This is a genomic window from Undibacterium sp. Ji42W (assembly GCF_049340405.1).
Classification (GTDB): Bacteria; Pseudomonadota; Gammaproteobacteria; order Burkholderiales; family Burkholderiaceae_D; genus Undibacterium.
In genome coordinates this window covers 164,234-181,887 of the sequence record NZ_JBMPOV010000006.1, presented here as the reverse complement: position 1 = coordinate 181,887, position 17,654 = coordinate 164,234, and the positions used below count along the sequence as shown (strand labels likewise).

Here is a 17,654-nt window from a genome sequence, read left to right as displayed (position 1 = left end):
GTCCAGTTGATTGCCAGCTATTCAATCGCGCCAGCATTCCACGCAAAAGCAGCACAAAGCAATCATCAACTTTAAATTCGCATTTTGTGGCGCAGGCAGCAGCACCACCCCCATATATGAGGCAAAGTTTAGGCGAATGAAAATCAAAAGTCAAACGATTTTCCGCAAGTACCTTTCGGACATGGGAAAACCTTCTGCAAGCAAGGCCGTGACGGCGTGATCATGCTCTTCCAAACGATTGCATTTGATCGCCAGCTCAGCAAAATTTGCTGAGAAAGCAGGAATGGAACCACCATATCTGGAATCGACTATCCAGTTGACAAACTTCTTTAAGTTCCCACTGGCAATCTTTTTTTCTGACCACTCTTTGACACGTTCGAAATTATGCAATACCAAAAGTTCGGGGCGCGGTACTTTGACGACAAATTCACCGATAGGGTCGGAACATATTTTGTCTTCATAAAATTCATGTTCTCCATTGGTCTTGAGCATTTCATAAGGTGGATGAAGGGATTGCACCAGCATCAGCTTGATGTCGCCCTCACCCAACTCCAGGCCATAAGAATACTCACCTGCAACAAACACCAGGGGCGGCCCGGACTCAGACTTGATTGCTTCCAATGTGAATGCACTCGAATAACATAAGCCTGTCGCATTCTTGAAATGCAGGCTGGCCAGGCGTATCGCATGCCGCATCAGGATGGCCTTGCCATCTGCCATCTTGTCAGTGGGTATGTATACGCCGTGAGCTACACGTTGTATCAGCGCTTTTTGTGCCAGGTAGTAACTTTTATTTTTCGCGATATTGGTCCCCACTATCATTAGCTCAGGAAACACTTCATCCACCACTACCTCTTTGGCAGGTGACTTGCGTCGCGCTGTCACTTTCGCTACTTTCTCTGGCACGGTTTTACTTGATTTCAATTACAGGCTTCCTCGACAAAAACATTGATTACAAACCGAAACTCATTTTCATGCGTTTTGGCGAAATGAGTTCTAGTATATTCTGAATTAAGCCCTGTTCCGCGACTCACATATACACTTAACAACAACGTGACTTTTTAAATATCCAGCCACGCATTTTGGCCACAATCCAGGGCATTTGTATTTTTGACTTTGACAGGTAGATAAAAGTAGCCAAGCATGCATTGCTCGATGCACTTTTGAGCCATGTTATGGCCTTTGCGGCAAATATCAGACGTCATTGTGTTACATTTTGTAAGACCATCACAAGGTTTATGCCAAGTCCACACATATGCCCGACAATAGGCCTTATAAAAAGTCGCGAGCGTGCCCTATACATTTAGCAATGTCAACGAATCTGCTCAGCAAGCGTTTTGATGGACAATCGCGCTTGCTCCTGAATTCAATTTGGAAATAATAAACTTGTGCTTTTACCAGTTGAAAATCTGAAAAGTGCCCTCATTTGCGCACGACATGTCAAAGAAATATGTTGTACTCATCAGGCTTGATATAAGAGGCATTTGCTCAACGAAATCAAGGTGGTTCAAGGTGTTGACATCACCTGTTACTGCGGGCTGCAATGAGGCAGGAATTGAAATACTGTAGTGCCGCAGCCGGAAGGTCAGCGTTTGACTTTCCTACTTTAATTTCGTAATATCTCGCGTGCTAAAAATAAAAAATTGCTTGAAGAAAGCAAGAGGACAAAGATGAGTGGCTCAACTATCGATCTTACGGAGGAAGATATTCTTGATGTACTTCGCCGTAATGGAGTTGATCCTGAATTTGTCGCTCCAGAGCAACTAGACCGCATTTTTGAATATGTTGAATCGGAAGAAGACCGCGTTCTTTCGGGGGTACTTTACTTTGAGGACCCCAAGCAAATTCAAATGTATGCGCGTGTCGAAATCGCCAATATCTTGCGCGAAAAGGGCATACTTGAAATCAAGCCCGAACTCGCCGTCACAGTCACTGGTGCCTGCCTGATCAGTACTGATATTTTCGAACGCTATAATAAAATTCGCGCCGAAGTCGAAAAGCTGGAAAAATTCGGCAATGTTGCGATCACGATCAATCCTGGTGTGGATGGTGATAAATCCGCCCATCAGATCAGTGTAGATATTCATGAAGTCGCATTGGAAAACGTCAATGCTGCGTCTTTGATCACCGATGCTCTCTCAGAAATTTCCAAGCGTGCCATGCTGGGCGGTAGCTTTCAAGTCAATTTCATTGAACAGCGTGAAGACACGGCAACTCACCAACGTAATATTGACAGCGGCATCATGCCAGCCAAACTGGAAGTCATCGACTTTGGTTACGGCAGTGAAGGCGATGAGAAATTTGCCGAACGTACTTACAAAGACGTAGAGGGTGATTTTTTCACACTGCGCCGCGAAGCAGGTGGCTATTCACAATTCAGCGTGATCGGCCCCTATCAGACTGCCAGCGAAAAGGAAAATGCGGCTGTCAGCACACTCAATGGTGATAACTGGACCAAGGTGGAGCCTGAACTGTTTGAGTTAATCACTCAAAAGCTTGAACACACTGCCACCGCCAGAAGCGCCCCAACAATGTAATGCGAAAATGTCGGCATTTATCTTGCTGCCACTTACTATTTACTATTGCTTGACCTCTTTCACCTTTGCTGCACTCTTCTTGCTATCGGCAATGGCCTGCGCTATTGACTTGGGTATTTCTGTGCTTGAACTGGTGGCATAAAATGGCCATGGTCGCGACGCAGGGCATTTATATTCTATCGTTTTCTTATCTTCAGCCAGACGCCAGGCAATCCTGGTCTTTGCTGACAAGCCTCTGCAATCACCGACCGGATTCAATACCTCGGCAGCCGCGATCTCACCCTCATATCGGAAGGGATAGGTAAATCGTTCAATAGCTGCGGCAAAGAACCAAAGCGTTGCCATCAACAACCAGATTCTGACAAATAGAACAAGATCCGAAATTTTCATGGCAGGTTAGCAGATAAATGTGGCATGGAGCGCGACCCAGGATTGATCGCACACAACTAATCCAGAACTCATTTCATAAATGGGGTGAGATAAGTTTGCCCCATAACGTGGGTTGGCCAATGGTATGACTATGGACGCGGCAGTCAATAGCGGAAGCCATTGACAACAAGTCGAATGACCAACATCTGCAGTCCAGCACGCGCTATTAGGCAAACCCTTCAGGAACTGACGATTTGGACACATTGCTGCGCGTAGTATGCCCTCCCCTTTACTAAGGCAGGAGCCTTAGCTGCACAGGGTACACATCTCAGGCCTTGCATTGCATCCCACATCGTCTTGTTCGCACTCATCTTATTTATGAAATGAGTTCTAGATAAAACAGATTATCTGCCTTCCCCATTTTCCTTACAAGCAGACTGCTACCCTGATACAACATCAGGCCACAGTAATATGGTTCCCGCCAGAGCCCTACTTATTTCAGCGAGAGCGCAGCATCTTTTGCCAGTGATTTGACTGGTGGTTCAGTGACTGAAGACATCAACATTTTTGAGGGCGTAAACGGCATATCCATCTTGCCGCCCTTGTCGAGTTTGCCCAAGCCTTCTTTCAAGACCCCGGAGGACATGACAGACTCTGCCAATTTCTCCACCCCTTTTTCCATTACTTTTTGACCGACATATTTTGCGGCCATGCTGGCCAGAATTGGCAATGCCATACATCCCCCTTAAAAAAGCGCCTAAAAAAGCTAAGTATTAGCGCCAAAAATGAATTCCGAATCCGTTGCATGCAGAAAAGATAGCCTCAGGCGCGGATCGATTCGCGTCGGCCGAGTGCAGCCCCGTACAACAAACCTTCCAGCTTGAAATAAGTCTGGGTCTCGCGCACCATGGATGTATCTGCCGTTGACTTGGCAATCACATGCAAAAGGCGCGATATGAAAGCAGGCTCAGGCAAATGCCCGGTATCTGACTGTTTGAAAAACACACCATCCACGATGGAAAACAATTGCATTTCATCCTGGTTAAGAAACGCATCGCTGCTGGTGATCACTGCAAAAAAAGCTGCCATGGTTCTGCACATCGAGTAGCTGCAAGTATTCTCATTCGCTTCTGCGACTTTGACAAACAGTTGGGCAAAGGCCTTGAGGCCTGCAACATCCTTATTGCGCAAAAAAGCCAGCAAAGCAGCCTGGTAGGCTTCACGCGATAAACCATGACTGAGACTCTGCACGCTCTTGTACAGGTCATCTTCAATATCCCAGAATACAAAGGGGGCAAAGAAATTGCCGCAAGCAGGTGGCAAACGGCCTGAGACATCCGACAGCAACAACACCTCTTCGTAAAAATACAGGGTAGGCCCGGCACCAAAGCGAATGGCATCCTTCAGGTACGAGCTCAGAATTGTCATCGCGCGCTTGAACGCCCGCACTTCCCGTGTCCCTAATATGGCCTGTGAAAATGTGTGCTGGATTTCTTTGGCAAATACCGTAGGTGCAACAAATCCGGCAACCCGCAGCATATCTGTCGCATAAGCCAACCCTGAATACACCAAGGGGTCTGGCATGCCGCCATTATTTGAAATGATCTTTCCCACATCACTGAGTGCAGCAAGCGCACTTTCAGTGGCAAGGGAAGAAACCATATCAAGTTCATGCCGCCACATCAGTTTCAACCTTATCAGTCAATTAAAAAACACCGCAACAAAAACAGTTAGCGCTTCATCAATCATCAGTAGCTGCATGAAGTTTGCGCATTTTTGCCTGCATCAGACAGTCATTCAGCACAGCAACATCATATCAAGCCATTGATTATACAAATAAAAGTAACAAAATCAAGAATAATATATTTGCAAACAATTCTAATTATTACTGCCTGTAAGAGACAGATAATCAGTCAATAGCAAGGAAAAGAAAAAATGGAAATTAAAAACTTGCTTGAAATATGCAGAGTATTACTAAATAATAGTCAATAAATCCAAGTAAATGCTGATTGCTGAAGCACAGCGACAATCAGCCCCAAGCAAGAAAACGCAGCGCAAATGCTGAACAGGCAGTCTGCGCCCCTCAAGACCAAGCCCGCCGCAGACAATGAAAAATTCCATCCAAGCAAGAGCAAGTACGAACTTAGTCAAACCTGACGACACGGAGCGAGCACCCGATCTCAAGGACCCGAATATCACACCAGGCAGCATACTCGACATGGATGCGGACGGGCGACGCGACACCAAGGAAATGAGCCTGCACGCTTTGTGGCATTTGCGGCATGGCGACGCCTTGGTGAATGGACAGGTCACCCAACCCACGCAGAATTGCGTGTTGGCGCTACCTGAATTGCTGCCAAGCACCAATATTCCCGCTATGCCCACACCTATGCCAACGACATATAAGGATACGTGCGCGCCAACTCCCTTTGAAGATGAAGAATAAATGGCTTTTTTTTGCATTCACATCCGGCATGAATAGGCCTGAAGCAATAGAATAAGCTTTCGCCTGCTGCATCTACTACTTCCCCTGCAATTGCGCCCTATAAATAAGGATATGAATGAGCGAGCAATACAATGAAGAGAGCATGCCATGCCCGGTATGCCGCGAAACGATTAAAGTTGGCGCCTTAAAATGCCGCTTTTGCAATTCCAATCTCAAAACGGCTGCGGTCGATCAAGAGGCAGAGACAGAACATATTCTGTATTCAGGACACCCGGCAATCATCTATAGCGCCTGGCAATGGCTGGTCGTGATCTGCACCCTTGGTATTGCCTTTATTTATTATTGGATGGAGAGTATCTCAGTCACCTATCAGATCACTACCCAGCGTATCAAGATAGAGCACGGCGTATTGTCCAAATTGATGGAAAGCGTGGAGCTGTTCACGATAGAACATTTTGATGTCTATAAACCTCTGGGCATGCGTCTGGCGGGTTATAGCAGTATCAGACTCAGGTCATCCGATGCCAGCTCGCCGGTCATCAGCATCTATGGCATTGATGACCTGGAAAACCTGGCCGATCAATTGCGTGAATGCTCTTTGCGGGAACGCAGCAGGCGCAAGATTACCTCCATCATCCAGACCTGATACCTGCTCAAAATGCTGAGGGCTTACCGGCATTTTTGGTATAAAACTCTTTCACCTGACTCAGCAAGGCGGCTTCAACCGCCTGGTTGTCGGCATACTCTTGCGGCAGGATCAGGGCTCGGTTGAACAGAATGAACACGGGCACGGAGTAAATACCGTATTGCCTGGTCAGCATTTCAGCACGGTTCACGTCTGCCTTTATTTCAGCACTCTTGATGGTCGTGACGAATTCTGCCACCGGGACAGCCTCTTTTTGCAAAAAACTCTGGATGGAGTCAGGGTCTCCCGCATTCAGGCTCTTGTCCTGGATGGCAATAAACAGTTTGGCACGCAACTGATGCTCCAGCCCCATTCTGCGCAGTGTGTAAAAGATCGCGGCCTCTCTTTCACCTACCTTGCTGTCACTACGCCAGTTGGCAGAAAAAACTGCCGGTATCTGCTCAAACGCATAAATGCCTTGCTGAAACAGCACAGATTGCTTGGCCTGCCAACTATTGACACTGGGCTCAACAGCGCGGCAATGTGGGCAGGTATACATAAAGAATTCAAGAATCTTTTTATCTTCAGGCTGGGCTGCCATCGCAGCCTGCACCAATTCTTTGGATTTACCCGTATCTGTACAGGCAAACATCAGGCCTGCACTCAGAAAAATTCCAGTAATTTTAAGAAAAATCTTCCACATAGTTTTGTTTTGCATCTGCGAGTCCAAATTTCACTGTAGTTTCAATATTGCATTGCGCGTCAATACAAATTTGATCAATAAATGAAATAGTAATACATTTTCTGGTTTGTCATTCTTTTCCAATAGCGATTTATTTTGTATTTATATTGAGTTAAACTCTGATGATTAAACGAATATAATCATTTGGGTGAGTTGATGTGAGTATTTTGTATGCGCAACTGTCAGCCAGGATTGCGCACTCAGCGTGCCCATGCCGACACCGGCACACAATACATCACGCCGGTGAGCCACCTGGCTGAACTATGTAAAAGAACAAACGAGGTCGCGAATGGAGTATTGGAAACTGGCCCGATGGCCGCATTGGGCTTCAGGCTTTTTCGCCCTGATGGGTATTTTCTATGCAAGAAAACTGTTTGAGACCAATTATCTCGCCATTTCTTTCTGGTTCTTTTTTCCTTTTCTGCTGGCTGGCATCGCTTCAGAATTACTTGTCACTGCCATCAGTCTGAAAAAAAATGTCCGCCTGTTGTCCGATACCGAAAGACGATTGTCCCGGCGCTTTGACTGGAAAGTCATTGCGAGCCTGGCTGTCGTGCTATTTGTCACGGCCACCATCCTGTCCAGCTTATATACCAAGGGCATACATAGCAGCTGGTTCGTGATGGCCATGGCTGTCCTCGCGCTGTTGTATGGTCTGGTATTGCGCCAGGTCTGGCTGGTCGATGTACTGAGCTTCCCGTTGTTTTATCTGATCCCTGCCGTTGCCGGCACGCTGGACACCATGCTACCCCTGTTTGCAACGCAGATCGTGCTGGTCTATATGTTTGGCGTGATGGTGTATGCAGTAAGGCTGACCTCGATGCTGGAAGTCTCCACCATTACCAATGAAGACCATAGCTACATGATGGCAGGCGGCATTTATGATCGCCACCTGATGGCTTATCTGCTGGGCTTGAGCGGGGCCACCTTTGCTCTGACCATGGCATATCACCTGATAGAACAAGCCAGCAGGATGGGGCGTGCCTCGCTGGCCATCATTCCACTGATGATCTACGTGATCACGCATGTAACCCAGCATTACCGGGTGTATGTGAAGGGCGAGGGACCTGAGAAAAACTTTCGCGAAGTGGTGTGGAATCTGCGTGTCAAGCTGTGTAGTTGCAGTGCCCTGGTTTTACTTGCCATCGCGGTTAACTGGGGAATCTGATGGCTTCAAAAGCACGGGTCAGCCTGGTATTGCTGAGCTATCTTTTACTCGGTGGAGTATTGTTGGCACTGCCGGTCTTATTGCTGATGGTAAAAAACATCGCTTATCGCTTTGAAATACTGGCTGGCTTTTACATCTTGCTCTTCTTTGCTTTCGTGATCAGGAGTTTCATGCTGGGCGGTGGCCTGGATTTACGCCTGACTACGCAAGTCAATGAAGCATACGGTGCCAGTCTCAAGAATAAACAGGGCTGGTTTATAGATTTGCAATGCATGAGTTTACTGCGGATCTTTGGTGTATGGCTGGTATTTCCAGCCGCATGGTCATCAAAAATTATTCAACAGGCAGATTTATTTGTGGCCTATGAACTGAGCCTGGATGCATGGATAGCGAATGCACCGGCAACACACCAGGCAAGGGAAGAAGGAGAAGCAATTTGAGCTACACACTTTTGCTACACACGCTGGAACAAAAGCGTGACGACGATGGCCACGCAGGCTGCTACAGGGACGATGCCATCAGGGCATTGGCACAGGATGATATCTCATCCATGTTGCACAAAGAACGGGGCATGGATATCAGGAAGGAAGGCACAATGGCGAAGAACCGGCTGGAAGAATTGAACCAACTTTTGCAATCAGGCGGCAAACCTGATTTCTCGGCTTCAGACGCGGCCTGTAGTCCGCAATCGTTTGACGTCAAGTATGCCGGGGCAGTGGAACGCTGCAATCTTTTCCTCATACAAAAACAATTGACCAGCCTCAATACCCAGGCTGCCCGCGTCGATATGGCCGCCAGGTTGACAGGGCTTGATACCAAAAACATCAAGGCTGAGTCACTGCAATTACCAGAGAATCAGATGTTGCTCAAGGAACTGGAGACCTTCCGCAAATTGAGTATCAATATCGCCGGTTTGCTGGCCTTTGATATTTCACGCCAGGAACGTTCAGAGCATCTACAAAAGAACATACAGCAAATCGGTGTCAAAGCCAGGGAAATACTGAATACCCTCTCGCCCATCCATCATGACTTGACACTGGAAACAGAGGAAGCAAAACAGTCCAATACAGGAATCAGAAATGGAAATTGAAAATGCGTGCTTTTACCTGATCAAGGACAAGGGTAGTGAAAAAATCGTGTTCACGCTGGCAGATGGTGTCAAGGACAGATTGTGCTTTATCGAGCATATGAGCGCTGGCCTGGAAGAGTCTTTTGACCCGGCCACATCCACTATCATTAAACGCATAGGGAATGCCACCGAAATCTGGGACGACGAATTCTCGGCAAAAGTATTGAGCATACTCGTCAATGATGGCCTGGAACTCGATACCCTGGAATCCCTGCAACTGGTGCAGCAAATACGTCAGCAAGCACTGGCTTTGAGCGACTTGAACGGCATACGGGGTCTGGTCGCCCAATTGCATGAAGAGCGCAGGGAAATTGAAGCCTCTCGCAGTAATTTATGGCGTAGCTTTGCGCGTCGCTCTGCCATCTGAAATGCATAAAAAATGCACATAAAAAAAGCACCGCTTTATTGTCATTTGCGGTGCTTTTTTGTTGGTCGATGTCCTGCTTAGTCGGTAACGATAATCAAGCGCCCCAGCAACCTTGATTCCACCTGACGGATACGCTTGCCGGTGGCAATTTCAATTTCACGCAAGGCACCATCAAAAGTACCAAAGAAGGTTCCACCCATCTTGATATCCTGATCCTTGGTCTGGTAAGACAGCGAGTAACCATTCTTTGATGCCAGGCGTAACAGTGCGTTGCGCAAGGTTTTGTCATTCAATGAAATTTCCCATTTGGTGAGGGGTGCTTCCTGTACTTCCACATTCGCCTGCACAGGGAAAGAGACTACACTGCTATTTGCCGATGTCGTCGCTACTTCTGTGATGACATTATTATCGACTACTGATGAAGTAGCTTGCGCCTCTGCAACAGCAAACCTGGCCTTGGTAATAGTGGGCCTGATCTCATCCCCACCTGCAACTGCCGCAGACAGATCCATCTTGCTCATCCTATAGCCGCCTGCAGCAGGCCGCGGGAAGCGGTAGTCAGCGCGTATCATTCTGCCAGCAGAGGCAGGTTTGACATCACCTTCTTCAAAGCTGATAGGTTGTGCCACTGGCTTGACGGTAGTCGCATCCTGTGGGACAGATGAAGGTTCTGGCTTGACCTGCTTGCTCCGGGCATTCAACTGTTCGAGCTTTTCGCGGTACTGTGCCTCCAGAACTTCAAGCTGCGCCATTTTTGCCCTGGTCGCCTGCTCCACGCGCTGGCTGATCATGCTGTCTATCGTATCATCAGACACTTTGACACCAACATTGGTATTGCCGCGATTGTCACCGACTTCACCCAGTGCACGCACGGGCACATCCACACTCGCAATTGGTACTGCGCGCGCTTCCGTAATCGCAGCTTGTGCCGGTTGCAGGCGCAGGGCGATCAGAGGCTCTGGGGTCTCAAATTGCTGCCTGACTGTTACATGGCGCAATATGCTCTTGTCCTTGCCCTGGCTGAGCAACTGTGATGCATAGCTGCGGTTGGACATAGGGGCCAAAGTGATTTCACGGCTTTCCCAGTTGATATCGGCAATCAGCTTGTGCTTGAGTAGCACACCATCGAGCGCAATCACCCAGGCCTGAGCGCTGTTCCACTCTATTTTATTCCTGAGATTCACGCCTTTCAGCGCGAACACGCGCCAGCCCTGGCTTTCCGGTACGATGCCGCGCAAGCCTGTGAGCATATCCACGCCCTTGTTGGCAGCCACCGGTATCATGACCATCTCCATATCAATGTGGCCATGGTGCAAGGTATTGGCGGTAGCACCTATTACCCGCTCTTCACGGACATCAACGACTTTTCTCTGCGCACCAGATATCTGATAGACATAGGGTGTATTGGAATTGCTGACAACTTCAAAGCCTGCCACGGCAACAGGCGCGTAGGCCGCAAATCCAGTGGCAAAAATACTGGAAACCAGGATGCTCAATAAATTGCGTGGATATTTCATCAGTAATTACTCCGGTAGCGCGACGCTACAAAAAATTGAATTCTTATTTGGTGCTAACGCCTTGCTATCGCCACGATGTCGATCGGCGCAGGCGATGCTGGTGAGCACCACTAACTACGGTAACGTTTCATCTCGTTCCAGTTTTTTGCATAGCGGACTTTACCGCCGATAAAGCAACGAACCAGGCGAAATACCACCATGGGCGAATACTTGAAACGCTCCAGTATCGTCAATGCCACAATCACGGTGATAGCCACCACAAAGGTGAACATATTGGCGTGCAATAACCAGAATACGAGCGGGAATACCGCAACATAGTTAATGCCCAGAAAGCGTAACTCCCTGGCTGAGTCACGCCAGATTACTTTCGAAGTGCCGTCATCTATATTATTTGCCATCTCAACTCCTTATCAGGTTCATTCACTGCCCAGCATACGCTCTGCCTGGCTGGCACTGACTTCATATTTTTTGTATTCGATCTCGGAAATCATGCCTTCACGGTAGTACCGCCTGGCCTCATCCACCAGCAACTGCTTTCTTTCCTTGACGATGGAGTGCGTCAGGAAAGGCAGCATATTCACGTCAGCACCTACCTGTTCTATCAGACGGGTTTTCACGTCATCGTCAAATACCAGATACTCACGCAACGCGATGCGTTTGAAGTTACCGTCATCATTTTTCTCAGTCGAAGCAACCAAGCGCTGGGTAAGAATCACCTTGGTGGTATCGATCAGATCGACCATCTTGGATACCCGCTCTTCATGCGGGAACACATTCACCATACGCTTCCAGGTCTGGCCTACCGAATTGGTATGCAGGGTGGAATACACCGCCTTACCCACCTGCGCGGCCATAATCCCGGCATTAATGGTTTCATGGTCACGCATTTCGCCGACCATGAGGATATTCGGGTCACGTCGCACTGCATTGCGGATAAATTCTGAAAATGACTTCAGATGACGGCCTATCTCGTGCTGCGCCACCATCGATGAATAGCGCTTGCACTTGTCAAAAACAAATTCGATAGGGTCTTCACCGGTCAATATGCGTTTATTCGACTCAGGCTGCTCAAGAATGTAGCGAATGACCGCCGCCAGCAAGGTCGTCTTGCCTGACCCGGTTTCACCCGTCACCAGCACCAGGCCAATTTCGGGGAACAGTTGCTCCATCAGCTCGGGAGGCAACTTCATGGTAGAAATTTCTGGCGGATTTTCCTGCAAAGGACGCATAACGATTTCTACGCCTGGCCCTGAAGGCGAAAGACAGCCGGTAGCATTCATACGAAAACGCACGGATACGCCACGCTGCCCTTCGAGCTTCAATTCATAGGCATAGTCAATTGCTTCGCCACTACCGAGTTTGGACGGACCATTGGTGCCATAGACCTCAGTGACGATGGTATTGAGTTCACTGGTTTCCAGGCTGCGCTTGGTAAGCTTGAAGATAGGCTTGCCTACCCTGACCTTGACCGGGTCACCGGTCTTCAGGTAAATATCTGATACGCCTATGTCGAGACAATGCTGCAATAATCTGCGAAAAGAGTTTTGCTCAAAGGTATTAGGTACATCCTTGAACGCATAACGTGCTTCGACCGCCTCGCGGTCGAAATTGACGTCGTGGTTTTTTGCTGGCTTGGGAGCAAGTGAAATGGGCTGTACAAGCGCTGACATAATTAACTCGCTATCAAAAGCTGGGGAACAGCATCCAGTCGTTAGAATTCAGATTGAATTCAGGGCGCTCGGTAATCGTCAGCGTAATATCATCAATCGATATGCCGGTCTTGCCATTGCCAGTGACGCCAAGGCGATTGCGCGAGACAAAGGGCTTGGTCACCAGGTTTTGCAGCAACAGATATTGATAGCGCTGCATGCCGGAAAAGTCTTCATTCAGCATCGCCAGGTTTTGACGGTAAATCGCATTCGCCTGATCGACACCTTTGTCCCAGCCCTCTGCCAGCGCCTGGTTCCAGACACGCTTTTCTTCATCACTTTTAGGGAACAGGCTGGGGTGTACATCATTGCCCGGCGTACCTGCATCAAACACCAGGTAATTTTCCCAGATAGGAATGGTGGTAATTAGGCGTGCCTGCTTTTTGATGCGGAAGCTGGCCTTGGAATAACGCAGCACATCACCCTGGCCATCTTTGTCGCTCAACAGATTTTTTGCACCCAGTATGACTGGCGGCTGCATGACACAGTTTTCATTTGGACGTTCAGCAATCAATTTTTGCGAATAGCGGTTTTTTTCTTCCTTGCCGCAATCCAGCATCAATGGTGCAAAGTTGAATATCCTGTCCATCTCAGAACGGTGACGGTACAGGAATTCCTTGATCAGAATAGACCTGGCAACCAGACCATTGCGTATGCCCAAGGCATAGGCAGCTTCGCGCACGGCTGCTACACGCAGGTCGCGGATATCGCTCCCCTTGAATGGATCATCTTCACTGCGTTTGGCCTTGGCAATATTTTCTGCAGAAAAATCATCCAAGGTCGGCGCAGCAGACTCTCTGACCGTGTTGCTGGCATTCAGATTCAGTGTGACGGGCTCGCTTTTGCTATCGTAAGCAAAAGCAGTGGTGGCGCACAATACAATCAGGGATGCAACGGCAATTTGACTTAATTTGAACATACAAGACCCATATCAATATTAGTCAAAGAAACGAACCAACACTTTTCTTCTTGCTTCATCAACCACGATGTCCGCGCGTGAACCTGCCTGCAAACCAGCATCGCGCAAAATGGAAGCGATGGACTGCTCCCTGGCATTGATTTTCACCATGACAGGTATGGCAGGCACACTGCCTTCAGGTTGCATGTATTCATAGCCAGAACGTATTGCCATCTGACGTGCCACTTCCTGTATCGGGCCAGCTTCCCAGACAAAGCTGATTTTCGACGTCATGCCATACGGTTCTTTGGTATTCGCCGCCTTATCCATCTTCACTTGTTGTGCGGGCGAGAGCTGGGCTTTTTCAACCGCAGCGCGGGTATTGCTCGCCTCTGCCAGCAATTGCGAATTGCGCTCTATAGAGTCTGCGGTCGATAACAATTGCTGTTGCAATGTCACTGTCTCTGACAAACGCGATTTCTGGTCTTCTGCCACCCTGGGGTTTCTCGTCTGGCAGCCAGCCAGGGTTGCAGAAACAACTAACAAGCTAACAGCGAATTTGATCTGGTTCATGGATGAAGTCTCTGAGTTGCAAGCGCGCATCAAACGCGCATCGTTTAAAGCCCTGTCGGTGCAGGATTTTCATCAGCATCAATCTGGCAAACTATTGAAAAAACCTGTTTATTTCCATTTCTAAGAATGAAAATCAAAATAATACGAAAACTTTAAGACAATGATAGCATAAAATATTTGCAGATTTTGTTGAAATTACAGCGCTGAAACAGAGTATTTTCCAAGGCGCAGCAGATTCTGATTTTCTTGCAACAGAGCGCGCAATCACCCGCGGCGACAACATTCAGACGGGCGCAGGCATGCATTGCTTAAGGGAAATTGAGAGCAAAGCATTGCTGGATTTGCTGGTGGCATACAGTGCCATCGAAAGATGGCTGAACAAGCTGAGTAAGCAGGCGTTACCAGCATTAGCAACAACAAGCATGATGCGTGCTGTACCAACGCTCATCAGCATGTTCACACTGGAACGGACAGCGATTGCGGTCCGTTCCGGTTCAGATCCTCATACCTGAGCTACCCTATACCAGTGCTGCTGCGCGCTTTTTCTCTTCGTGGTCTTTTTTATGGGAATACTTCAGTAACTCCTCCGCCATGGCTTCAATGATATTGGTATCATCATCCTCGCCTATCATGCCGGTAGCGGATTTTCTGGCCAATTCCCTGCGCTCTATTTCATCCATAGCTGATCCGTCAGGGAAATTTTCTGCCAATACCCTTCTGGCTTTGGAAGATCCTATGGCGCGGTAGAGCTTGTCCCTGAGGATGGTGTCTTTACGCGTGGTTGAGAATGCCCATAATTCCATGGGGCCGACAGTGTTGGTCAGCAATTGCTCGTTCCTGTGTTTCTTGGTCGAGAAAATTGCCAGGAAAGTCGAACCGCCCGAGCGCGGCGGGTGAACCCGGCCAGACTCCAGCGCATGACGTGCGGTTTTCGACAAACCAAAACGGTCGCCAATTTCCTTGACCTGGGCAGCATCACCACCATCGAGTACAAAGATGGACGTCGCAAACTCCACCATTTCTTTATCAAAGTCATTCATGGATTGCGACAGCAGGCAAACTTGTACACCCCATTTACGCCCCTCTCGCATATAAACCAGCACCTGGTCACGCACCACGGGCGAATTTTCTGTCCTATGGAACTCATCGAAGACCACGCGTTTCGGATCTTCCTTGATTTCATCCACGCGGCCTTTGTGGTAGGCCTTGTACAGAGAACGGCATTCCTGCAAATTCTCTTCATTAAAGAAAAAGTTGCGGGTGCCGATGAACTGGCCCAGCATGTACATGATACCGGTGCGGCGGTCGGCCGCAGCACCGCCTGATTTAGCCACTTCATCCAGATCGATGGCGACGATACGTGTATCACCGATATCGAACCTGGTGGTTGATGTCAGTACCGGATACTCACGCAAGACGGACTGTATCATGCGCGAAAACGCATCGACGATGGTTTCGGAAGTTGCTGTTTTTGGTTTGGTATATACGTCCCTGAAAGACTGATCCTGCACAACCGATGTCAGATCATTCATGTTAGGTACGGCAAAGCGCTGGGCCAGGATGGCTTCATGCACCATGCCGTGCCTGAACAATTCGTCGGTGATGTCCCACCAGGTAGTAATTTCATCGGTATGCAGGCCCAGTGACCTGACAGCGGCATCGACTTTTTCATCCTGGTGTTCAGAGTAACGCTTGGGACTTTTCTCTGGTGAATACAGGCGGTAAGCTTCATCCACCACCATGCCGCAAATATCCGGCATACCATCATAGGGCTCGGTCTTACCCATGGGCATGGTCAACAGCGTCAACAAGTTCACCAGGAATGCGCGCTCTTGCGGGATAGGGTAGTGATAGCCAAGCTGGGTATCAAAAGGATTAACTGCATATTCCGGCGTCATGCGCAGACGGAAATAATTGGCCAGATGTTTGAGATTCGGCGGCAGGGCATCCTTGACCAGGGAAATCAAACCGCTTGATGAAGGGCCGATATCAATGACGGAAATGCGCGGCAGGCGCTTGAGGCCGGGCATCACGCAAATCGCCCAGTTCAACATATTCGACAAGACTGACTTACCGGAACCTGGCTTCGCAAAAATGATATCAATCCAGGTCGTCTGCTTGCTGGAACCAGGCTGATAAGGCCACAGTTTGCCATCCGGCGAGCGGAATAATACTGCACCCTCTTTCCACGACGATGCCGGGCGCTGCAAAGGCATCATATAGACGATGTCCGGCAAGGGAGCAATCGCTGGCGTGCCCATATTCTTTGTCGAAAAACCGACCAGAGTGGACGCAACTCCTTCGAACGGGTCGCCACTCTTGTCGAACACCTCTATACCACCCCAGCCTTCGATGGCACGCGCCAGCCTTTGTTCACGGCTGCGCAAGAGTTTTTCTTCACCGACTGGTGCCCAGGTAGCAAACGACATCGACACTTTCACAACGGTGCCGCCTTCCATGTCCTGATAGTTCTGTAATGCCTGCACCGCATTATTGGCGAGCTTGTTATTTGACGAGGCAAACGAAATCAGCGCAGCGATCATGGATTTCATACCGAATCCGCGCACTCCTCCGCCTTCCATCATCATCGAATAACGCCACGGCAAATCCGCCTCCCTGAGGCGCGCAAACAGCCTTTGGAAAGTATTGATATCTTTGGGAAAAAGATAGACATGCACAGGCGCAATAATGCGGTCACCGATGCGCAACCACTTGCCATTCAATTCTTCAGCATCACGCGGCATGATCTGATGTTCTATGCGCGGATACAGGATGTCTGAAATATCGCGCGGATGTGGATTTTCAAAAGCACGGGGGGATAATTTATCACCCAACAATCTTGGTTTCCACAATTCGTCGGTGTAATCAGCGTCATAGGACATGCGCGCTACACGCAAGGCACTATGCGCATCAAGGATTTCACAATCCAGACCCGCCGTCTCCAGCTCCAGTTTGACGGAACGCTTGAAAGAACTGTGCCTGTCGCGCAATTCACGGATCGCGGCGAACAGATACTGGCTGTGCTTCATGATGGGCACACTATGTTCTTTGTTGAACTGGACTTTTTCTTTGTTCGCTGAAGCGGATTCGGCCTTAGTCATGGATGATCCATGAGTCCACAACACCAGGTAGCATTCTTCATGCGAGGTATATTGCGACATGTGCGCCACTTTTGCATCGAACATGTCCTGCACATCCATTTGCAGGTTCCTGGCTGTTTCCCTGGAGCCATCGAGGGCATAAGTGATGTCACGCACGACAAAATCTTTGTCGCAGCCAAAGACGATTTGCATATGATGCCCGGGATTGCCGAAGAAAGCTTCTATTCCCTGCATCAGTGAACGGTGAATGGAAGCAAATTCTTCCACGCCAACCAGAAACCTTGCCCCATCTATGCGTATAAAACTGATCAGAGAGCCATCTTTGGCGACCAGGGTGCTCTCATCGTCTGTGGTTTCCAGTTCACAGTAGACAGAAGCAGAGCTCCTGAACATGGAGCCGGCCCAATAGACGAATTCATCAACACCTTCAAGAACAGAATTTACAACCGACATAGTTTCCCCGATCAAATAGC

The 17,654-nt window shown here is 48.7% G+C and carries 20 protein-coding genes; 9 read left to right on the top strand and 11 right to left on the bottom strand.

Annotation, left to right across the window (positions count from 1 at the left end; translation table 11 throughout):
- Positions 1 to 150: 150 nt before the first annotated feature.
- Complete coding sequence (locus ACO0LG_RS14820; RefSeq protein ID WP_423027609.1) at positions 151 to 924, bottom strand: hypothetical protein; 774 nt, start codon at positions 922 to 924, stop codon at positions 151 to 153.
- 719 nt (positions 925 to 1,643) lie between these two features.
- Here ACO0LG_RS14820 and ACO0LG_RS14815 point away from each other — a divergent pair.
- Complete coding sequence (locus tag ACO0LG_RS14815) at positions 1,644 to 2,537, top strand: hypothetical protein (RefSeq protein WP_423027607.1); 894 nt, start codon at positions 1,644 to 1,646, stop codon at positions 2,535 to 2,537.
- Between the two features lie 42 nt (positions 2,538 to 2,579).
- On the opposite strand, the gene ACO0LG_RS14810 is transcribed toward ACO0LG_RS14815, so the two are convergent.
- The 3 genes from ACO0LG_RS14810 to ACO0LG_RS14800 all read right to left on the bottom strand — a co-directional run bounded on the left by ACO0LG_RS14810 (position 2,580) and on the right by ACO0LG_RS14800 (position 4,568).
- Positions 2,580 to 2,927 (bottom strand): hypothetical protein, encoded by a 348-nt coding sequence (locus tag ACO0LG_RS14810; protein ID WP_423027605.1) that lies wholly within the window; start codon positions 2,925 to 2,927, stop codon positions 2,580 to 2,582.
- 472 nt (positions 2,928 to 3,399) lie between these two features.
- Complete coding sequence (locus tag ACO0LG_RS14805) at positions 3,400 to 3,642, bottom strand: hypothetical protein (protein ID WP_423027603.1); 243 nt, start codon at positions 3,640 to 3,642, stop codon at positions 3,400 to 3,402.
- An 86-nt stretch (positions 3,643 to 3,728) separates the two neighbouring features.
- Positions 3,729 to 4,568 (bottom strand): hypothetical protein, encoded by an 840-nt coding sequence (locus ACO0LG_RS14800; protein WP_423027601.1) that lies wholly within the window; start codon positions 4,566 to 4,568, stop codon positions 3,729 to 3,731.
- Positions 4,569 to 5,013: 445 nt separating this feature from the next.
- Here ACO0LG_RS14800 and ACO0LG_RS14795 point away from each other — a divergent pair, with 445 nt between their 5' ends.
- Together ACO0LG_RS14795 and ACO0LG_RS14790 are read left to right on the top strand one after the other, a co-directional pair.
- Positions 5,014 to 5,352 carry a hypothetical protein gene (locus ACO0LG_RS14795; RefSeq protein WP_423027599.1) on the top strand — a complete coding sequence of 113 codons (339 nt, stop codon included), beginning with the start codon at positions 5,014 to 5,016 and terminating at the stop codon, positions 5,350 to 5,352.
- Between the two features lie 115 nt (positions 5,353 to 5,467).
- On the top strand, positions 5,468 to 5,998 hold the full coding sequence (locus ACO0LG_RS14790; protein WP_423027597.1) for a PH domain-containing protein: 531 nt from the start codon (positions 5,468 to 5,470) through the stop codon (positions 5,996 to 5,998).
- Positions 5,999 to 6,005: 7 nt separating this feature from the next.
- On the opposite strand, the gene ACO0LG_RS14785 is transcribed toward ACO0LG_RS14790, so the two are convergent.
- Positions 6,006 to 6,695: a thiol:disulfide interchange protein DsbA/DsbL gene (locus tag ACO0LG_RS14785; protein WP_423027595.1), complete on the bottom strand. Its 690-nt coding sequence runs from the start codon at positions 6,693 to 6,695 to the stop codon at positions 6,006 to 6,008.
- A gap of 313 nt (positions 6,696 to 7,008) precedes the next feature.
- Here ACO0LG_RS14785 and ACO0LG_RS14780 point away from each other — a divergent pair, with 313 nt between their 5' ends.
- Genes ACO0LG_RS14780 through ACO0LG_RS14765 form a run of 4 tightly spaced genes read left to right on the top strand, consistent with a single transcriptional unit; the run spans position 7,009 to position 9,383 of the window.
- Positions 7,009 to 7,887 carry a hypothetical protein gene (locus tag ACO0LG_RS14780; RefSeq protein WP_423027593.1) on the top strand — a complete coding sequence of 293 codons (879 nt, stop codon included), beginning with the start codon at positions 7,009 to 7,011 and terminating at the stop codon, positions 7,885 to 7,887.
- Positions 7,887 to 8,327: a hypothetical protein gene (locus ACO0LG_RS14775; RefSeq protein WP_423027592.1), complete on the top strand. Its 441-nt coding sequence runs from the start codon at positions 7,887 to 7,889 to the stop codon at positions 8,325 to 8,327. Before ACO0LG_RS14780 ends, ACO0LG_RS14775 begins: the two co-directional genes overlap by 1 nt.
- The gene (locus ACO0LG_RS14770; protein WP_423027590.1) at positions 8,324 to 8,977 is read left to right on the top strand and encodes a hypothetical protein; all 654 of its coding nucleotides are present in this window, start codon (positions 8,324 to 8,326) and stop codon (positions 8,975 to 8,977) included. Before ACO0LG_RS14775 ends, ACO0LG_RS14770 begins: the two co-directional genes overlap by 4 nt.
- The gene (locus tag ACO0LG_RS14765) at positions 8,967 to 9,383 is read left to right on the top strand and encodes a hypothetical protein (protein WP_423027588.1); all 417 of its coding nucleotides are present in this window, start codon (positions 8,967 to 8,969) and stop codon (positions 9,381 to 9,383) included. The genes ACO0LG_RS14770 and ACO0LG_RS14765 overlap by 11 nt, the downstream gene beginning before the upstream one ends.
- A 77-nt stretch (positions 9,384 to 9,460) precedes the next feature.
- On the opposite strand, the gene ACO0LG_RS14760 is transcribed toward ACO0LG_RS14765, so the two are convergent.
- From ACO0LG_RS14760 to ACO0LG_RS14740, 5 genes are all read right to left on the bottom strand, one after another.
- Positions 9,461 to 10,900, bottom strand: a complete 1,440-nt coding sequence (locus ACO0LG_RS14760; RefSeq protein ID WP_423027586.1) for a hypothetical protein — start codon at positions 10,898 to 10,900, stop codon at positions 9,461 to 9,463.
- Between the two features lie 110 nt (positions 10,901 to 11,010).
- Positions 11,011 to 11,298, bottom strand: a complete 288-nt coding sequence (icmT, locus tag ACO0LG_RS14755; protein ID WP_423027584.1) for an IcmT/TraK family protein — start codon at positions 11,296 to 11,298, stop codon at positions 11,011 to 11,013.
- Positions 11,299 to 11,316: 18 nt separating this feature from the next.
- The gene (locus ACO0LG_RS14750) at positions 11,317 to 12,570 is read right to left on the bottom strand and encodes a type IV pilus twitching motility protein PilT (protein WP_423027582.1); all 1,254 of its coding nucleotides are present in this window, start codon (positions 12,568 to 12,570) and stop codon (positions 11,317 to 11,319) included.
- Between the two features lie 13 nt (positions 12,571 to 12,583).
- Positions 12,584 to 13,528: a type IV secretory system conjugative DNA transfer family protein gene (locus ACO0LG_RS14745; RefSeq protein WP_423027580.1), complete on the bottom strand. Its 945-nt coding sequence runs from the start codon at positions 13,526 to 13,528 to the stop codon at positions 12,584 to 12,586.
- An 18-nt stretch (positions 13,529 to 13,546) separates the two neighbouring features.
- Positions 13,547 to 14,080 (bottom strand): DotD/TraH family lipoprotein, encoded by a 534-nt coding sequence (locus tag ACO0LG_RS14740; RefSeq protein ID WP_423027578.1) that lies wholly within the window; start codon positions 14,078 to 14,080, stop codon positions 13,547 to 13,549.
- Here ACO0LG_RS14740 and ACO0LG_RS14735 point away from each other — a divergent pair.
- Entirely contained in the window at positions 14,079 to 14,204 is a 126-nt protein-coding gene (locus ACO0LG_RS14735; RefSeq protein WP_423027576.1) for a hypothetical protein, read from the top strand. The two genes, ACO0LG_RS14740 and ACO0LG_RS14735, sit on opposite strands and share 2 nt — an antisense overlap.
- Positions 14,205 to 14,379: 175 nt before the next feature.
- Positions 14,380 to 14,592: a hypothetical protein gene (locus ACO0LG_RS14730; protein WP_423027574.1), complete on the top strand. Its 213-nt coding sequence runs from the start codon at positions 14,380 to 14,382 to the stop codon at positions 14,590 to 14,592.
- 6 nt (positions 14,593 to 14,598) lie between these two features.
- On the opposite strand, the gene ACO0LG_RS14725 is transcribed toward ACO0LG_RS14730, so the two are convergent.
- On the bottom strand, positions 14,599 to 17,634 hold the full coding sequence (locus tag ACO0LG_RS14725; protein WP_423027572.1) for a hypothetical protein: 3,036 nt from the start codon (positions 17,632 to 17,634) through the stop codon (positions 14,599 to 14,601).
- Positions 17,635 to 17,654: the final 20 nt, after the last annotated feature.

Bases quoted from the DNA above. Each gene is read 5' to 3' on its own strand.
- ACO0LG_RS14810 (WP_423027605.1), bottom strand. From the start codon at position 2,927: ATGAAAATTTCGGATCTTGTTCTATTTGTCAGAATCTGGTTGTTGATG.
- ACO0LG_RS14805 (WP_423027603.1), bottom strand. From the start codon at position 3,642: ATGGCATTGCCAATTCTGGCCAGCATGGCCGCAAAATATGTCGGTCAA.
- ACO0LG_RS14800 (WP_423027601.1), bottom strand. From the start codon at position 4,568: ATGGTTTCTTCCCTTGCCACTGAAAGTGCGCTTGCTGCACTCAGTGAT.
- ACO0LG_RS14795 (WP_423027599.1), top strand. From the start codon at position 5,014: ATGAAAAATTCCATCCAAGCAAGAGCAAGTACGAACTTAGTCAAACCT.
- ACO0LG_RS14790 (WP_423027597.1), top strand. From the start codon at position 5,468: ATGAGCGAGCAATACAATGAAGAGAGCATGCCATGCCCGGTATGCCGC.
- ACO0LG_RS14785 (WP_423027595.1), bottom strand. From the start codon at position 6,695: ATGCAAAACAAAACTATGTGGAAGATTTTTCTTAAAATTACTGGAATT.
- ACO0LG_RS14780 (WP_423027593.1), top strand. From the start codon at position 7,009: ATGGAGTATTGGAAACTGGCCCGATGGCCGCATTGGGCTTCAGGCTTT.
- ACO0LG_RS14775 (WP_423027592.1), top strand. From the start codon at position 7,887: ATGGCTTCAAAAGCACGGGTCAGCCTGGTATTGCTGAGCTATCTTTTA.
- ACO0LG_RS14765 (WP_423027588.1), top strand. From the start codon at position 8,967: ATGGAAATTGAAAATGCGTGCTTTTACCTGATCAAGGACAAGGGTAGT.
- ACO0LG_RS14760 (WP_423027586.1), bottom strand. From the start codon at position 10,900: ATGAAATATCCACGCAATTTATTGAGCATCCTGGTTTCCAGTATTTTT.
- icmT (WP_423027584.1), bottom strand. From the start codon at position 11,298: ATGGCAAATAATATAGATGACGGCACTTCGAAAGTAATCTGGCGTGAC.
- ACO0LG_RS14750 (WP_423027582.1), bottom strand. From the start codon at position 12,570: ATGTCAGCGCTTGTACAGCCCATTTCACTTGCTCCCAAGCCAGCAAAA.
- ACO0LG_RS14745 (WP_423027580.1), bottom strand. From the start codon at position 13,528: ATGTTCAAATTAAGTCAAATTGCCGTTGCATCCCTGATTGTATTGTGC.
- ACO0LG_RS14735 (WP_423027576.1), top strand. From the start codon at position 14,079: ATGGATGAAGTCTCTGAGTTGCAAGCGCGCATCAAACGCGCATCGTTT.
- ACO0LG_RS14740 (WP_423027578.1), bottom strand. From the start codon at position 14,080: ATGAACCAGATCAAATTCGCTGTTAGCTTGTTAGTTGTTTCTGCAACC.
- ACO0LG_RS14730 (WP_423027574.1), top strand. From the start codon at position 14,380: ATGCATTGCTTAAGGGAAATTGAGAGCAAAGCATTGCTGGATTTGCTG.
- ACO0LG_RS14725 (WP_423027572.1), bottom strand. From the start codon at position 17,634: ATGTCGGTTGTAAATTCTGTTCTTGAAGGTGTTGATGAATTCGTCTAT.